Below are 15,272 nucleotides of genomic sequence, written 5' to 3' on the forward strand. Positions count from 1 at the left end.
GCGGTAGCTCCCCTGGGCCCCGGACACCGTCACCGTGCCGGTGGCCCCGGCCCAGTAGTCGGTGCCCGTCCACTCCAGGTAGAGGTCGTGGTCGGGTCGCTGGTCCTGCCGAGCACCTGGACGTCGATGGACGTCCACGGGTTGTTCGCGGTGCTCACCGTCGCGCCCGGGTAGTAGTAGCGCAGGATGTCCGACGCCGTGCTGCCGGTGCGCGCCATCTCGTAGGCGCCGTACTGCGACATGCCGACGCCGTCGCCTTGCCGGTCGAGCTACCGGTCGACCTCGTGGTCACGGTCCTGTCCCGGACCCACGTGCCGTTGCTGTACCTCTGCAGCGACACGGCGGCGTTCGCAACGGGAGCACCGTCCTGCTGGTAGAGCACCTTGACGCGAAGGGGCCCATCGCAAGGAACAGCGCAAGGAACAGCGCGAACACGGGCGCCACTGCCCAGGTCGGCTGTGCTCGGGACGTCGGATGGGCTCGGGCCGCGAGACTGGTCAATAGGGACACATCGGGCACATTTCCACACGACGACGCCGGGCGGGAAACCTTCCGAGGAAAGTTCACCCGCCCGGCGTGGAGGTCTTGCCAGTCGTTCTACCTAGTCGAGGTAGTCGCGCAGCACCTGGGACCGCGAGGGGTGGCGCAGCTTCGACATCGTCTTGGACTCGATCTGGCGGATACGCTCACGCGTCACGCCGTAGACCTTGCCGATCTCGTCGAGCGTCTTGGGCTGGCCGTCCTGCAGGCCGAACCGCATGGAGACCACGCCGGCCTCGCGCTCGGAGAGCGTGTCGAGCACCTGGTGGAGCTGCTCCTGGAGGAGCGTGAACGACACCGCGTCGGCCGGGACGACTGCCTCGGAGTCCTCGATGAGGTCACCGAACTCGCTGTCACCGTCCTCACCGAGCGGGGTGCTCAGCGAGATGGGCTCGCGGCCGTACTTCTGGACCTCGACCACCTTCTCGGGGGTCATGTCCAGCTCCTTGGCCAGCTCCTCCGGCGTGGGCTCGCGGCCCAGGTCCTGGAGCATCTGACGCTGCACACGGGCCAGCTTGTTGATGACCTCGACCATGTGCACCGGGATACGGATGGTGCGGGCCTGGTCGGCCATGGCACGCGTGATCGCCTGCCGGATCCACCAGGTGGCGTAGGTCGAGAACTTGTAGCCCTTGGTGTAGTCGAACTTCTCGACCGCACGGATCAGACCGAGGTTGCCCTCCTGGATCAGGTCCAGGAACAGCATGCCGCGGCCCGTGTAGCGCTTGGCCAGCGAGACCACGAGTCGGAGGTTGGCCTCCAGCAGGTGGTTCTTGGCGCGCTTGCCGTCGTGCGCGATCCACTTGAGGTCGCGCTCGAAGCGGCGCTGGTCCTTGTCGTCCCGGTTGAACTCCGTGGTGGCAAGGCGCTCCTCCGCGAACAGGCCGGCCTCGATGCGCTTCGCGAGCTCGACCTCCTGCTCCGCGTTCAGCAGCGCGACCTTACCGATCTGCTTCAGGTAGTCCTTGACCGGGTCGGCCGTGGCGCCGGCGGTGACGACCTGCTGCGCGGGCTGGTCGTCGTCGTCCTTGTCGGAGACGACGAAGCCTGCGCTCTCGTCGCCCTCCTTCGCCGCCTTGCCGCCGCGACCGCGGGTCGCCTTGGTGACGATCTCGGGACCGGCGTCGGACTCTTCCTCGGGGTCCTCGACGGCGACGCCGTCGGGCTCGATGTTGTCGTACTTCGACTTGCCCCGAGCAGCAGGCTTCTTGGCGGCGGTCTTCGCCGCCGGCTTCTTGCGCGCGGTCGTGGCGGTCTCGTCGTCGAGGTCGGCGTCGTCGATCAGCTCGATGTCGTCGACCTCGTCGACCTCGTCGGCATCCTTCGGCTTGGCGGTGGAGCGCGCCGGAGCCTTCTTGGCGGGGGCCTTGGCGGCCGTCGCACGGGTGCGTCGAGCGGGCTTCGCCTCGGCGTCACCGTCGGCGGGCGCCTTGGCGGCGACCGCGGTGGAGCGGGTAGCCGCGGCAGCGGCGACCTTGGTCACGGTAGGCAGTCCAACCTGCACGCCGGCGTTGGCCAGTGCGCGCAGCACCGCCTTGAGCCGCCTGGCGTCACCGACCTCCGCGGTCTCGCATGCGCGCCGGAAGCTCTCGGCGTCGACCGAGCCGTCGGCGGCACCTCGAGCAAGGAGCTCCTGCAGGGCAGGATGCTCGAACTCTCGGGGCAGGTTGTCGCGTGCAGGGACAGGAGCGGTATCCTGGGGGGCTTTCAGCGGAGTGGGCGCCACAAACCGACCTTTCGGCATTCGAGGGGGCGGTGTACCGCCGGCGGGGCCTTCACTGGACCTTCTTCTTCCGCCGGCGAACATATATATTGTACCGTCGGCCTCCATGTACGCCGCGACGAACGCGGTGATATGGGCAAAGTCAGTGCGAAGTCACGTCTGGCGGGGCAGCCCCGCGGGTGTATCTCATTTCGCGTGCCAAGAGTCAACGAACCAGTCGGCCCGACCATTCCCGTTTCCGGGTAACTGCTCGGGGCCAGGCTCCTGACCAGGGCAGGGACTCACCAGGACCCCGACCAGCGTCGGGCCCAGCGACCGGTCGGGACAGGGTCAGTCAGACCGTCCCGGCACAGACCTGCAGGCTCAGACCTTCACCGCGACCTGCACGGCTCAGACCTTCACGGCCAGGACCGGGCACGGCGCCTCGACGAGAATCCGCTGGGCACCCGCGCCCAGGATGAGCTTGCCGACGGGGCTCCGCTTGCGCAGGCCGATCACTATGAGAACGGCGCCGGTGCTCGTAGCGGTGCGGATCAGGTCCTCGGCGAGGTCGCCGGTCCCGTGCTCCACCCGCACGTCGACGTCGCCGGCGAGGCTGCTGACGAGCTCGTCGGCCTCGGCCCTGCACTCGTCCTCCGGGCGCTTGCCGTTGGTCACGACGACCAGCGGGACGTTGCGCCCCCTGGCCTCGGTGACAGCGGAGCTGAGAGCCTCTTGGCCCTCTGGCGTGGCGAGGTGGCCGACGACGATCGTCATGCTCCCGACGCTACCGCACGCCACGACCCTCGCAGTGCCTCACCCGCTGTGCGTCACACAGCCGCCACCTCCTCCGGTTCCGGCTCCCCACCGAGCGGTCCCCGCTGCGGCCCCTGCCGCGAACCCTGCTCGCGCCGCACCCAGCCCGGCGGCACTCCGCCGGCGATGGCCCCACGGAGCAGCAGCGCGAGCCGGTAGGCGGGGTCCACGCCGAGCGCGTCGGAGACCCGCTCGGCAGCCAGGCCGCCGTCACCTCGCCACCATGCGACGAGCGCCAGCAGCACGTAGGCGGGGGCACGTCGGTTCCGTGGGACGTGGGTGACCACGGCCTCCAGCACGTGGCGTGCCGCACGAGTGGTCGCCTCGTCCGGCGGGACACCCTGCTCCGGGTCGACGATCCGCGCCATCACCGCCCCCGTCGCCGTGTCCGTGTCGCCGTCCGTCTGCCGGCGCGCGGTCCGCAGCGCCGCCTCCTCGGTGCCCGACGCCAGGCTCAGCAGCACCGCGTCCCGCACGGGAATGTCCGCGAGCGCCGCGCCTATCTTCCCGAGGTCGACCGGAGACAGCGTCAGGGGTTGTCCGGGCCGCACGTCGACCGCGGCGCGCATCGCGGAGCGCCACAGGTCGAGGCTGTCGGCGCCCCAGTCGCCCAGCTCCTGCTCGGCACGCAGGGCGTGCGCCTCGACCGCCCGCGGGCCGAAGGCAGCCCCCTGCCGTTGCTCGGTGCGACGGACCGGGGTCGTGCGGTCGATCGGTCCGCCGCCGTCCGGGAACCTGGTCGCGTTCAGGAGCCGCCGGTGGGTGTCGGTCCAGCGGGCCGCCGCGCGCCGGGCCTGGGTCCTTGCCTGCTCGGGTGCGGCGCGCAGGGCGTACCGCTCCTCGCGGGTGCCGGCCACGGTGCGGCCCTCGAGCACCATGTGGGCGGCGACCCGGCTGCCCTTCAGCTCGGACAGCGGTCGGCCCTCCGCCGGGCAGCACATCGGGTCGGCGCAGTCGAGCGCCCGGAAGCCCGTCGGGGCGACGAGCCAGGCCTCGGTGCCGGGGAGCGTGCGTTCGAGCCGTGCTCGCAGCAGCTCGACGGCGCGGCGCGCGGCCCCCGAAGGCGTGGTCGGGTCGGTGGCCGTGTACAGCACCACCACTGCACGGTCCGCGCCGTCGGCCACGACGTGGTCGGTGAGCCAGCGGGCGGTGGCCGCGCCGTCGGGCCCGTTCGGTTCGTCCGGCCGCCGCAGGCGGAGGTCGGCGAGGTCGACCCGGGCCACCAGCCCTACCCGCCGGCGCGGCCCGGTGAGGCTCACCGCGACCACCGACTCAGCAGGCTCGAAGCCGAGGCGGTACGGGATGTAGGCGAGCAGGTCCTCCGGTCCGGCGACACGGACCACCGTGGCGTTCGGCGCCGCCGATCGCCGGCCGAGGTTCTTCGAGGTGATGTCCTTGGGGTTCATGCCTCGATCCCAGCCGCCCGCCGGGCCCGCGGCGCGCCCAGGAGGGCCGTGTGGACAACGGATCTCCTGTGGTCGAGCTCGGAGCCGCACACTGTCCTCGTGCGGGTCTCTCCCGCTACCGTGTGCAACGTGCCCCACCTCGCCCCCGCCCGCCGCACGGCAGCGCTCGCCGCCGCCCTCGGGCTGGCGCTCGCGACCGCGGGGTGCGGTAGCGGGAGCGCCGGGACGGAGCCGCGAGTGTCGGGCGCCACCGCGGAGAGCACGCCGGAGGCCCGGGCGGCGGCGTCGGGCGGACCTGCCGAGCTGCCGACCTTCGACCCCTCGTCGGCGGTCGCGACCTACGCCGAGGGATTCCCGAAGGACCTGTTCCCGATGCCGGAGGGCGCCACCCTGCTCGCCTCCTCGGCGAGTCCCGCACCTGCCCCGGCGAGCCCTGCTCCGAAGAGCACCGCGGGCTCGAAGGCCAAGCCGGTCCCGATGACGCAGGTGACGCTCAACCTGGCGTCGCGCCTGTCGACCGACAAGGTGGTCGCCCAGGCCGAGAAGATCCTGGTCGAGCAGGGTTTCAAGCAGATCGCGGCCCCGGAGTCGAGCGGCCTGACCGCTCAGACCGCCTTCCGGCGGGTCTCCAGCACGAAGGCGGGCGAGATCCAGGAGTCGCTGGTCGTGGGCGTGCTGGACGACGGGAATCGGCGCCTCGCCTCGATCAGCGGCACGGTCCGTACCCCATAGGCTGGTGCCGTGTCCGTATCACCCGCCCGTACCGGTGCCCTGAACCCCGCAGCCCTGCTCGACACGGAGAACCTCCGTGCCGACGTCGACGCCGCCGTGACCGCCCACCTCGGCCGGCTGGCTGCCGAGGTCAGCGCGATCAGCCCGAGCGCCGAGGCGATCGTCGAGGAAGCGGCGGGGCTGCTGATGGGCGGCAAGCGGCTGCGGGCGGCGTTCTGCTACTGGTCCTTCCGTGCCCATGGCGGCTCCGCCGATCCCGCCGACCTGGCCAGGGTCGCCACGGTCCGGGTGGGCGCCGCGCTCGAGCTCTTCCAGGCCGCGGCGCTGCTGCACGACGACGTGATGGACAACTCCGACACCCGCCGCGGCCGCCCGACCACGCACCGCGCGTTCGCCGCCAGGCATGCCTCCGCCGGCTGGTCCGGCGAGCCGGTGCGGTTCGGCGACGCCACGGCGATCCTGCTCGGGGACCTCGTGCTCCTCGCCGCGCAGCGCGAGCTCTCCGCGGCGCTCGCGCCGCTTCCGGCCGACGTCGCCGAGGCGGCCCGTGCCCGGTTCGACACCATGCAGAGCGAGGTGGTCGTGGGCCAGTACCTCGACGTGCTGGTCCAGGCGGAACCCTGGGGCGACGACCCCGCCTCGGACGAGGAGCGCGCCCGGAAGGTGCTGCGGGCCAAGTCCGCCAGCTACTCGGTGGCCGCGCCGCTCGCGCTGGGCGCGCTGCTGGCCGGCCGGGGAGCGCAGGCCGCGGCCGAGATCGAGGCGGCCGGCCTGCCCCTGGGCGAGGCCTTCCAGCTCCGTGACGACGTGCTCGGTGTCTTCGGCGACCCCGCGGTCACGGGCAAGCCCGCCGGTGACGACCTGCGCGAGGGCAAGCGCACGGTGATCGTGGCACGCACCCTCGCCCTGCTGCCCGACCCGGACGGGTCGGACGGGTCGGACGCCGCGACGCTGACCGCAGCGCTCGGCGACCCCGACCTCGCCGAGGGGGACGTCACCAGGGTCCGCGAGGTGATCGTCAGCTCGGGCGCGCTGGACGCCGTCGAGCACCTCATCGACGACCTCGCCGTCCGGGCACACGCCCTGCTGGGCCTCGCGGACCTGAGCGAGCCCGGCCGGAGCGTGCTGACCGACCTGGCCCACGCCGCCGTCGACCGGGCTGCGTGAACCGGGCTGGGCGAACCGATTGGGCGAACCGGCCTCCCCCGGGTCAGGTCACAGGGTCCAGATCGTGACCACGCCGCCCTGCTCCAGCTGCTCCCCCGCGGCCGGGTCGGACTCCAGGACGCCGCCGAACAGCTCGCCGAAGCCGCGCACCTCCACCTCGTAGCCGGCCTTCTCGAGCAGTCCCTCCGCCTCCTCGACCGTCATGCCGACGACGTCGGGGACGGTGCCCTCCGGGCCCATGCTGACGAACAGCGTGATGGTCGCGCCCTTCTCGGCGCCCTTGCCCTCGCCGGGGTCGGACCGGATCACCGTGCCGGCCGGCACCGTCTCGTCGAAGGCGTCCTCCCGTACGGCCTTGAACCCCTCGGCGCTCAGCGTGTCGGTGGCGTCGTCGATCTCCAGCCCCGCGACGTCGGGCACGGTGACCGGTGGTGGGCCGTCGGAGACGGTGAGCCGGACGCGCTCGTCCGTCGGCACCATGTCGCCGTCGCGGACCGAGGCCCAGATGACCTCGTTCCGCGGGCCGTCGTTCGTGTACTCGCGCGAGACCTCGACGTCGGTGAGGCCCACGCCCTTCAGGGCGGACCGCGCGTCGTCCTCCAGCATGCCGACGAGGCCCTCCGGCACCTCGGCGAGCTCCTGCCCGAGCGAGACCACCAGGCGTACCGGCTGGTCGCGGTGCCAGCGCTGCCCCTCGTCGGGCATCACCGAGATGACCTCACCCTCCGGCACGTCGGAGTCGTGCTGCTCGACGCTCGACGACTCCAGCCCGGCCGCGGTGAGTGCCTCCTCGGCAGCCTGCGCGCTGGCGCCCACCACGCCGTCGGGCACCACCGAATAGGCGCCCGGGCCGCTCTCCGTGTACCACCAGGCGCCCGCGAGGACGGCTACCAGCGCGAGGGCCAGCAGGATCTTGCCGCCTCGCCGGGGCTTCTCCACGGACGGCGGCGGAGGAGGCGGGGGCGACTGCTGGGCGACCCAGCGCCCGGCCGCCGGCCGCTCCACCACAGCGGTCCGCGCCGCCTTCACGGCGGCCGACGACGGCGGCGGCGCGGCGCTGGCGGGGATGTCCAGCACCTCGTTCGGGATCTGCTGGAACGTGTTCCGGAGGGCGTCGAGCGCGATCGCGGCGTCGCGCGGGCGGCGGTCCGGGTCGCGGGCGGTGAGCGCACGGACGAGCAGGTCCAGCGGGCGGCCCAGATGGCCCGCGAACGCGCTCACGGGCGGCACGTCGCTGTTGACGTGCGCGTACGCGACCTGGATGGGCCCCTCCCCCGCGTGCGGCAGCCGGCCGGTGAACATCTCGAAGGCGAGGATGCCCACGGCGTACACGTCGGCGCGCATGTCGACGTGCCCGGTCGAGATCGTCTCGGGAGCGAGGTAGGCGACGGTGCCCAGCACGGTGCCCGTCGTGGTGTTGGACACCTCGGAGATGGCGCGGGCCAGGCCGAAGTCCGCGACCTTCGGGCGGCCGGTGCCCGCCTCCAGCAGCACGTTCTCGGGCTTGATGTCCCGGTGCACTATCCCCTTGGTGTGCGCGGCGGCCAGCGCGGAGAGCACCACGTCGAGGACCGCGAACGAGCGGCGCAGCGTGAGCTCTCCGCTGCTGATCAGGTGGCGCAGGTTGGTACCCGGCACGTACTCCATGGTCAGGTAGCGCATGTCGCCGTCGGTGCCCTGGTCGTAGACCGCCACCACGCCGTGGTGCTGCAGGCCCGCCGCAGAGCGGGCCTCACGCTCGAAACGCTCCCGGAAGCTCGCGGCCTGCTCGCCGTCGGCCAGGTGGGGGTGCATCACCTTCAGAGCGATCTCACGGTTCAGGCGGCCGTCGTGCGCGCGGTACACCGTGGCCATGCCGCCACGCGCCACGCGCGCGACTATCTGGTACCGCCCGTCGACCAGGCGGCCGATGAGAGGGTCTGCCGTCACCTGAGCCACGGTGGGAGTGTACGGGTGACCACCCACGCCCGGACTGAAACTCTCATTGTGGACACCAGGCCGTTGCCGGATCGTTGCGGCGCCCCGGCCCGTGCCCCGTCGCATACCCTTCTACCGTGACAGATCTCGACGCCCTCGTTGGCGAATGGCTGAACCTTCCCGACCTCTCCGAGATCCTCGGCATCGAGGTCGGCAAGGCCCGCGGCCTGGTCCGTGACCGGCACGTCGTCGGTATCAAGCGTGGCGAGCGCACCATCTTCCAGGTGCCCGCCAAGTTCGTGCTGCCGGAGGTCGACGGCCGCCCCGGCGTCATCCCGACGCTGCGCGGCACCGTGATCGTGCTGGCCGACGCCGGGTTCACCGACGAGGAGATCCTCGAGTGGCTGTTCACACCGAACGACGAGCTCGGTGAGCAGCCGGTGGACGCCCTGATCAGCGGCAAGCGCGCAGCGGTGCGCCGGGTGGCACAGACCCTGCTCTGACCGTCTGGTCAGCCGCGCAGCATCTCCGCCACCTGGAACGCCAGCTCCAGCGACTGCTGGTGGTTCAGGCGCGGGTCCACGAGGGTCTCGTAGCGCAGCGCCAGGCCCGCGTCGGAGATCTCCTCGGCTCCGCCCAGCACCTCGGTGACGTCGTCGCCCGTGAGCTCCATGTGCAGCCCGCCCGGCACGGTGCCCAGCGTCTTGTGCACCTCGAAGAACCCGGCGACCTCGTCGAGCACGTCCGTCAGCCGGCGGGTCTTGTACCCACTGTCCGAGGTGATGGTGTTGCCGTGCATCGGGTCCGTCACCCACGTGACGTTCGCGCCGGACCAGGTCACAGCCTCGACGATGGTCGGCAGCACGTCGCGGACCCGCCCGGCGCCCATGCGCGTGATGAACGTGAGCCGTCCCGGCACGTTGTCCGGGTTCAGCCGTTCGGTGAGCGCCAGGGCGTCGTGCGGCGTCGTCCCCGGGCCGAGCTTCACGCCTATCGGGTTGGCGATGCGGGACATGAAGTCGACGTGGGCGCCGTCGAGCTGGCGGGTGCGTTCCCCGATCCAGAGGAAGTGCGCGCTGGTGTCGTAGGACCGTCCGGTGCGCTGGTCGGTGCGGGTCAGCGCGCGTTCGTAGTCGAGCACGAGGGCCTCGTGGCTCAGGAAGAACTCGACGGAGCGCAGAGCGTCGAAGTCAGCACCGCACGCGTGCATGAACCGGATGGCACGGTCGATCTCGTCCGCCGTCTTCTCGTACCGCGCGTAGGCGGGGTTGCGCATGAAGCCGCGGTTCCACTCGTGCACCTGGCGCAGGTCGGCGAAGCCACCCTGCGTGAAGGCCCGCACGACATTGGCCGTGGCGGCCGAGATCCGGTAGGCCTGCTCGAGCCGTTCCGGGTCGGGGATGCGGGCCTCCGGTGTGAACGGGAACCCGTTGATCATGTCGCCGCGGTAGGCGGGCAGGGTCACACCGTCGCGCGTCTCGGTGTCGCTGGAGCGCGGCTTGGCGTACTGCCCCGCCATGCGGCCCATCTTCACGACCGGCGTGCTCGCCCCGTGGGTGAGCACCACCGCCATCTGCAGGATGGTGCGGATCTTGTTGCGGATGCGGTCGGCGTTCGCCTCGGCGAACGTCTCCGCGCAGTCCCCACCCTGGAGCAGGAACGCCTCACCCCGACCGGCGGCGGCGAGCCGCTCGGTCAGGATGTCGGCCTGTGCGGGCACCACTATCGGCGCGGCCTGCGCCAGGCGGCCGGTGGCGGCCGCGAGCGCCGCCAGGTCCGGCCACGTGGGCTGCTGGAGCGCCGTGAGCGTGCGGTAGTGGTCGAGACCTGCCGGGTCTGCCGACCGTTCGGCCGGATCTGTGACAGTGCTCATCGGTTCGCCGGTCCGTTCGCTACCGAGTCCGCTACCAAGTCCGCTGCAAGGGGTGCCCGCACGGTGCTCAGTGCTCCGCCGGGGCGGCCGGCACGAGGGGCTGGCCGATGTCCGCGAGGAGCTCGCCGAACCACTCCTGCGAGACGTCGAACGCCTTGCCGCCGGCGATCCGCGGGAACGCGATCGCCTTGAGGCGGTCGCCGTCCTCCTCGTCGTGACCGATGACGCCGGACTCCCCGCGCAGCGCGCACTCCACCGCGTAGTCGGTCATCGACTTGATCAGGCGCAGGTCGTCGCTGTTCGCGGCCGCGGCGCGCGAGTAGTAGCCCGACTTCTGCACCATGGTCTTCTCGGCGCCCAGCTTCTCCGCGAACTGCTTCGCGAACCACTGGCCGGGGTTGATCGTGTCCAGCTTGACGTGGCCGAACGGGTCGCGCTCCACGGTCTCGCCCGCGGCCTCGAGCTGGGCCACGATCTCGTGCATGCCCGCACCCTCCGACAGGAAGATGTTGACGTTGCCGATCTCGTCCATGACGCCGCGCAGGCGCTTGGCCTCGCCCTCGAGGTCGATCTCCAGCTCGGGCAGGAACACGGCGTGCACGTCCCAGCGCTCGCGCGACAGGCCGAGGGCGGGCGCCCACTCCTGCTCGTCGAGCCACTCGCGGTACTTGCCGGCCGTCGCGGCCGTCAGCCAGCCGCAGTGGCGGCCCATGACCTCGTGCACGATCAGCATGCGCGGGCCCACACGGTTCTCACCGATGATGTTGGCCGCGAACTTCGCGCCCTCCTCGGCGGCGGTCCACGCGCCCAGCGACTGCTTGATCGGCACGACGTCGTTGTCGATCGTCTTCGGCAGGCCGACGACGGTGAGCTCGTAGCCGTTGTCGTGCAGGTAGGCGGCGAGGTCCGCGGCCGTCGTGTTGGTGTCGTCGCCACCGATGGTGTGCAGCACGTCCACGCCGTCGGCCTTGAGCTGCTCCGCGGCGACGTGCAGCGGGTCCTGCCCCTCCTTGACGAGGCCGCGCTTGACGGCGTCCTTGACGTTGGTGAGCTTGACGCGCGAGTTGCCGATCGGCGAACCGCCGAACCGGTGCAGGACGTGCGCCTGCTTGCGGGCCTCCTCGCCGATCTCGATCTTGTTGCCCGTCAGCAGGCCGTGGTAGCCGTGCAGGTAGGCGATGATCTCGATCTCGGGGTCGAGCTCGGTGTAACGCTCGATCAGGCCACCGACCGAGGACGACAGGCAGGGCGCGAAGCCGCCGGCGGTCAGCAGAGCCACACGACGAACAGCCATCTTCAGGAGCACCTCTCATCGGGAAAAGTTCACGGGCGCCGCTGCCGGCGATCGCCCGCGCGGCACCCTTCGTCGTCATCCTACTGACGGCTGCCGACAGTGCCCGGCACGTCCGGTGAATGAGCACGCCGCCCGAGGGACGGTCCCCCTGCCGCCGACCGACTTGCGTCTCGACTCGGGCCCGTAGTACATGAGAGAATTGTCCTGAGCCTCCCGGTTGCCTAATGGCCCGGGAGGCTTTCTGTTATGACGAACTCTCCTGAATCCGTGCCCGCACGGCTGACGATCCGGCCCGTGACTCCCGCCGATCGCCCGGTGCTGGAGCGGCTCTGGCTGCTGTTCCGGCACGACATGTCGGAGATCACCGGGGCGCTCCCCGACCCGACCGGCCAGTTCCGGCGCGAACGGCTTGACGTGACGTTCACCGACCCGGGTCGCAGCGGGATCCTCGCCCACCTGGAGTCCGACGACGCTCCACCGTCACCCGTCGGCTTCGCTCTGGTCCGGGGGCTGGACGGCCCGACCCGCGTGCTCAGCTCGTTCTTCGTGGTCCGCGGAGCACGAAGGAGCGGCGTCGGGCGGGAGCTCGCGGCGCACGCCCTGGCGAGCTTCCCGGGGCACTGGGAGATCGCGTTCCAGGACGCCAACCCGCCGGCGGTGCGGTTCTGGCGGGCGGTGGCCACCGACGCCGTCGGGCACGTGTGGACCGAGGAACACCGCGCGGTGCCCGGCCGGCCGGAGCTGCCGCCGGACACCTGGATCTCGTTCACCAGCGGCTGACGGAGAGGATGCGCCGAACCAGAGCGGGTGTCCGAGTGCACGCGGGATGACCACGCGCGCACTCGGACACCCGCTCTGGTTCGGCGCGACCGGCCGAGGAGCCTCAGCCGATGAGGTGCAGGCTCTCCTTGTTCTTGTCCGCGTACAGGCGCTCGACGTCCGCGTCGAAGTCCTTCAGGAACACCGACCGCTTCACGCTCTGCTTCGGCGTGAGGTACCCGTTCTCGATGGTCAGGTCGTCCGCCAGCACCGTGTACTTACGGATCGACTCGGCCTTCGAGACCGCCTTGTTGGCGCGCTGCACCGCCTCGTCCAGCGCGGCCAGGACGTCGGGGTCCTTGCGGGCCTCGTCCACGGACAGCGCGGGCTTGCCGTGCATCTTCAGCCAGCCCGGCAGTCCTTCCGCGTCGAGCGTCACGAGCGCACCGATGTACGGCTTGTTGTCTCCGACCACCACGCACTGGCTGACCAGGGCGTGCGACCGGATCCGGTCCTCGAGGTTCGAGGGCGCGACGTTCTTGCCGCCCGCGGTGACGATGATCTCCTTCTTGCGACCGGTGATCGTGAGGAAGCCGTCGTCGTCCAGCACCCCGAGGTCACCGGTGAGGAACCAGCCGTCCTCGGTGAACGACTCCGCGGTCGCGGCCTCGTTGTTGTGGTACCCGCGGAAGATGTGGTGGCCCTTGAGCAGGATCTCGCCGTCCGCCGCGATCTTGGCCCCGCAGCCCGGAAGCTGCTGGCCCACCGAGCCGATCTTCGTCGCCGTCGGACGGTTCACGCTGGTCGGTGCGGTGGACTCGGTGAGGCCGTAGCCCTCGAGCACCTTCAGGCCCAGGCCACGGTAGAAGTGGCCGAGGCGCTCGCCGAGCGGCCCGCCGCCCGAGACCGCGAACTTCGCCTGGCCGCCCAGCTTGGCCCGCAGCTTGGAGTACACCAGCGCGCTGGCGACCGAGTGCTGGAGCTTCAGGCCCAGGCTCGGGCCCGACGGCGTGTCGAGCGCCCGCGACCACGCGATACCCGTCGCGGTGGCCCAGTGGAAGATCTTCGCCTTGCCGCCGGCCGCGGCCGTCTGCTCGGCGGTGTTGTAGACCTTCTCGAAGACGCGCGGCACCGCGAGGATGAACGTCGGCCTGAACTCGCCGAGCCCGTCGACCAGCGTCGTCGTGTCACCCCAGTGCCCGGTGACCACGCCGCCCGCGACGGCGAGCACGTGGATGTAGCGCGCGAACACGTGCGCCATCGGGATGAACAGCAGGGTGCGTCCGCCCTGCGCAAACACCTCCGGCACCGACTCGACGGCGTTCACGGCGAGCGACGCGAAGTTGCGGTGCGTCAGCTCGGCGCCCTTGGGGCGGCCCGTGGTGCCCGACGTGTAGATGATCGTGGCGAGGTCGTCGAGGTCCGCGAGGGCCCGGCGACGGGCGATCTCGGTGTCGGGCACGTCTGCTCCGGCGGCCTCGAGTGCGTCCAGCGCGCCGTCGTCGATGACGAGCACGTCGGTCACGTGGGGGCAGTCGGCGCGCACCTCTTCGACGGTGGCCGCGTTGGCCGCGGTCTCCGTGAGGACGAGCTTCACGTCGGCGTCGGACAGGATCCACTCGACCTGTTCGGCCGACGAGGTCTCGTAGACCGGTACGGGCACCGCGCCGGCGGCCCAGGCCGCGAAGTCCAGCACGGCCCACTCGTACCGGGTGCGGGACATGATCCCGACCTTGTCACCGGGCTCGATACCGCGGGCCACGAGGCCCTTCGCCACCGCGACCACCTGGGCGTCGAACTGGCCGGCCGTGACGACGCGCCAGGGCTCGCCCTTGCCTGCGGGGACCTCCATCATCGGCTTGTCGGCACCGGCGCCGACACGATCCGCGAGTACATCGTTGAGGTTGGAGGTGGGGGGCAGCTCGATGAGAATCGGGCTGAAGATCTCGTCCATTCTGACTCCAGTGGCAGTACTGACCGTGCCTGCAAAGATACCGGGAAACGGACGCCGCGTGTTGCACTCCGGGCGGTCGCTACCCTGGTTCTGTGCACCTTTCGGTGCAGTCCCCTTCTCGACGGCCCGGGTGGCCGTCGTGCAAACGAGAGAACGTGAGGACGAATGCACGCCATCGGGGTCGACATCGGCGGCACGAAGATCGCTGTGGGAGTCGTCGACGAGGAGGGCAAGATCCTCGCCCAGGTACGCCGGGAGACCGACGCCGACGACGTCGCGCACATCGACAAGGCGATCGCCGACGCCTGCAACGAGCTCGTCCGCGAGCACGAGGTCGGCGCGATCGGGCTCGCCGCGGCGGGCTTCGTCAGCCCGGACCGGACGTCCGTGAACTTCGCCCCCAACATCGCGTGGCGGGAGTACCCGCTGGCCGCGAAGGTCGCCGAGCTGGTCGACGCCGACCTGCCCATCGTCGTGGAGAACGACGCGAACGCCGCGGGCTGGGCCGAGTTCCGGTTCGGCGCGGGCCGGGACGCCACCGACATGCTCATGCTCACGGTCGGCACCGGACTCGGCGGCGCCGTGATCTCCGAGCGGGAGCTCGTGCGCGGAAAATGGGGCATGGCCGCCGAGGTCGGGCACATGCGCGTGGTGCCGGAGGGGCACTACTGCGGCTGTGGACACGAGGGCTGCTGGGAGCAGTACGCATCGGGCAGCGCGCTGGAGCGCGACGCCCAGCACGCCGCGGTGGCGCGCGACGGACAGGCGAAGCGGCTGCTGGAGCTCGCGGGCGGCGACCCTGCGGGGATCCGCGGCAAGATGGTGACGCAGGCCGCCCAGGAGGGCGACGAGCTCGCGATCGAGCTGCTCGCCACGCTCGGGCGCTGGATCGGTGAGGGCTCGGCGTCGGTGGCGGCTCTGCTCGACCCGGAGCTCATCGTCATCGGCGGTGGCGTGGGCGCGGCCGGCGAGCTGCTGCTCGGTCCGGTCCGGCGGGGCTTCGAGGCCCAGCTGTCCGCGATGGGCCACCGGCCCGTGGCGAAGATCGAGCTGGCCGAGCACGGCAACGAGGCCGGCATCGTCGGCGCGGCGGACCTCGCCCGCCGCTGAGA

At 71.4% G+C, this 15,272-nt stretch carries 13 protein-coding genes; 5 read left to right on the forward strand and 8 right to left on the reverse strand.

From position 1 onward, the window contains the following. Nucleotides 1-29: 29 nt before the first annotated feature. From ACQEVI_RS02625 to ACQEVI_RS02640, 4 genes are all read right to left on the reverse strand, one after another. Entirely contained in the window at nucleotides 30-242 is a 213-nt protein-coding gene (locus ACQEVI_RS02625; protein WP_432894352.1) for a hypothetical protein, read from the reverse strand. A gap of 359 nt (nucleotides 243-601) precedes the next feature. Further along, on the reverse strand, nucleotides 602-2,284 hold the full coding sequence (locus ACQEVI_RS02630; protein ID WP_432894354.1) for an RNA polymerase sigma factor: 1,683 nt from the start codon (nucleotides 2,282-2,284) through the stop codon (nucleotides 602-604). A gap of 369 nt (nucleotides 2,285-2,653) precedes the next feature. Continuing rightward, nucleotides 2,654-3,019, reverse strand: a complete 366-nt coding sequence (locus ACQEVI_RS02635; protein ID WP_432894356.1) for a universal stress protein — start codon at nucleotides 3,017-3,019, stop codon at nucleotides 2,654-2,656. 53 nt (nucleotides 3,020-3,072) lie between these two features. Next, nucleotides 3,073-4,464: a DUF4192 domain-containing protein gene (locus ACQEVI_RS02640; RefSeq protein WP_432894358.1), complete on the reverse strand. Its 1,392-nt coding sequence runs from the start codon at nucleotides 4,462-4,464 to the stop codon at nucleotides 3,073-3,075. A gap of 129 nt (nucleotides 4,465-4,593) precedes the next feature. Between ACQEVI_RS02640 and ACQEVI_RS02645 the strand changes: the two genes are divergently transcribed. Together ACQEVI_RS02645 and ACQEVI_RS02650 are read left to right on the forward strand one after the other, a co-directional pair. After that, nucleotides 4,594-5,196, forward strand: coding sequence for a hypothetical protein (locus tag ACQEVI_RS02645; RefSeq protein WP_432894360.1), 603 nt, complete (start codon nucleotides 4,594-4,596; stop codon nucleotides 5,194-5,196). 9 nt (nucleotides 5,197-5,205) lie between these two features. Beyond that, complete coding sequence (locus ACQEVI_RS02650; protein ID WP_432894361.1) at nucleotides 5,206-6,363, forward strand: polyprenyl synthetase family protein; 1,158 nt, start codon at nucleotides 5,206-5,208, stop codon at nucleotides 6,361-6,363. 48 nt (nucleotides 6,364-6,411) lie between these two features. Here ACQEVI_RS02650 and pknB read toward each other — a convergent pair whose 3' ends face one another. After that, nucleotides 6,412-8,301 carry a Stk1 family PASTA domain-containing Ser/Thr kinase gene (gene pknB, locus ACQEVI_RS02655; protein WP_432894363.1) on the reverse strand — a complete coding sequence of 630 codons (1,890 nt, stop codon included), beginning with the start codon at nucleotides 8,299-8,301 and terminating at the stop codon, nucleotides 6,412-6,414. 116 nt (nucleotides 8,302-8,417) lie between these two features. Here pknB and ACQEVI_RS02660 point away from each other — a divergent pair, with 116 nt between their 5' ends. Then, nucleotides 8,418-8,783 (forward strand): Rv2175c family DNA-binding protein, encoded by a 366-nt coding sequence (locus tag ACQEVI_RS02660; protein ID WP_432894365.1) that lies wholly within the window; start codon nucleotides 8,418-8,420, stop codon nucleotides 8,781-8,783. Nucleotides 8,784-8,791: 8 nt separating this feature from the next. Here ACQEVI_RS02660 and ACQEVI_RS02665 read toward each other — a convergent pair whose 3' ends face one another. Then, on the reverse strand, nucleotides 8,792-10,153 hold the full coding sequence (locus ACQEVI_RS02665) for a class II 3-deoxy-7-phosphoheptulonate synthase (protein ID WP_432894367.1): 1,362 nt from the start codon (nucleotides 10,151-10,153) through the stop codon (nucleotides 8,792-8,794). 67 nt (nucleotides 10,154-10,220) lie between these two features. Further along, on the reverse strand, nucleotides 10,221-11,447 hold the full coding sequence (locus tag ACQEVI_RS02670) for a pyrophosphate--fructose-6-phosphate 1-phosphotransferase (protein WP_432894369.1): 1,227 nt from the start codon (nucleotides 11,445-11,447) through the stop codon (nucleotides 10,221-10,223). 294 nt (nucleotides 11,448-11,741) lie between these two features. On the opposite strand from ACQEVI_RS02670, the gene ACQEVI_RS02675 reads away from it, so the two are divergent. Further along, on the forward strand, nucleotides 11,742-12,227 hold the full coding sequence (locus ACQEVI_RS02675) for a GNAT family N-acetyltransferase (protein WP_432894371.1): 486 nt from the start codon (nucleotides 11,742-11,744) through the stop codon (nucleotides 12,225-12,227). Between the two features lie 103 nt (nucleotides 12,228-12,330). Here ACQEVI_RS02675 and ACQEVI_RS02680 read toward each other — a convergent pair whose 3' ends face one another. Continuing rightward, complete coding sequence (locus ACQEVI_RS02680) at nucleotides 12,331-14,160, reverse strand: AMP-dependent synthetase/ligase (protein WP_432894373.1); 1,830 nt, start codon at nucleotides 14,158-14,160, stop codon at nucleotides 12,331-12,333. Between the two features lie 165 nt (nucleotides 14,161-14,325). Between ACQEVI_RS02680 and ACQEVI_RS02685 the strand changes: the two genes are divergently transcribed. Further along, nucleotides 14,326-15,270 (forward strand): ROK family glucokinase, encoded by a 945-nt coding sequence (locus tag ACQEVI_RS02685; RefSeq protein ID WP_116676022.1) that lies wholly within the window; start codon nucleotides 14,326-14,328, stop codon nucleotides 15,268-15,270. Nucleotides 15,271-15,272 lie beyond the last annotated feature (2 nt).

Source organism: Promicromonospora sp. CA-289599 (genome assembly GCF_050936155.1).
GTDB lineage: Bacteria > Actinomycetota > Actinomycetes > Actinomycetales > Cellulomonadaceae > Promicromonospora.

Bases quoted from the DNA above. Each gene is read 5' to 3' on its own strand.
- ACQEVI_RS02625 (WP_432894352.1), bottom strand. From the start codon at position 242: ATGTCGCAGTACGGCGCCTACGAGATGGCGCGCACCGGCAGCACGGCG.
- ACQEVI_RS02630 (WP_432894354.1), bottom strand. From the start codon at position 2,284: ATGCCGAAAGGTCGGTTTGTGGCGCCCACTCCGCTGAAAGCCCCCCAG.
- ACQEVI_RS02635 (WP_432894356.1), bottom strand. From the start codon at position 3,019: ATGACGATCGTCGTCGGCCACCTCGCCACGCCAGAGGGCCAAGAGGCT.
- ACQEVI_RS02640 (WP_432894358.1), bottom strand. From the start codon at position 4,464: ATGAACCCCAAGGACATCACCTCGAAGAACCTCGGCCGGCGATCGGCG.
- ACQEVI_RS02665 (WP_432894367.1), bottom strand. From the start codon at position 10,153: ATGAGCACTGTCACAGATCCGGCCGAACGGTCGGCAGACCCGGCAGGT.
- ACQEVI_RS02670 (WP_432894369.1), bottom strand. From the start codon at position 11,447: ATGGCTGTTCGTCGTGTGGCTCTGCTGACCGCCGGCGGCTTCGCGCCC.
- ACQEVI_RS02680 (WP_432894373.1), bottom strand. From the start codon at position 14,160: ATGGACGAGATCTTCAGCCCGATTCTCATCGAGCTGCCCCCCACCTCC.
- ACQEVI_RS02685 (WP_116676022.1), top strand. From the start codon at position 14,326: ATGCACGCCATCGGGGTCGACATCGGCGGCACGAAGATCGCTGTGGGA.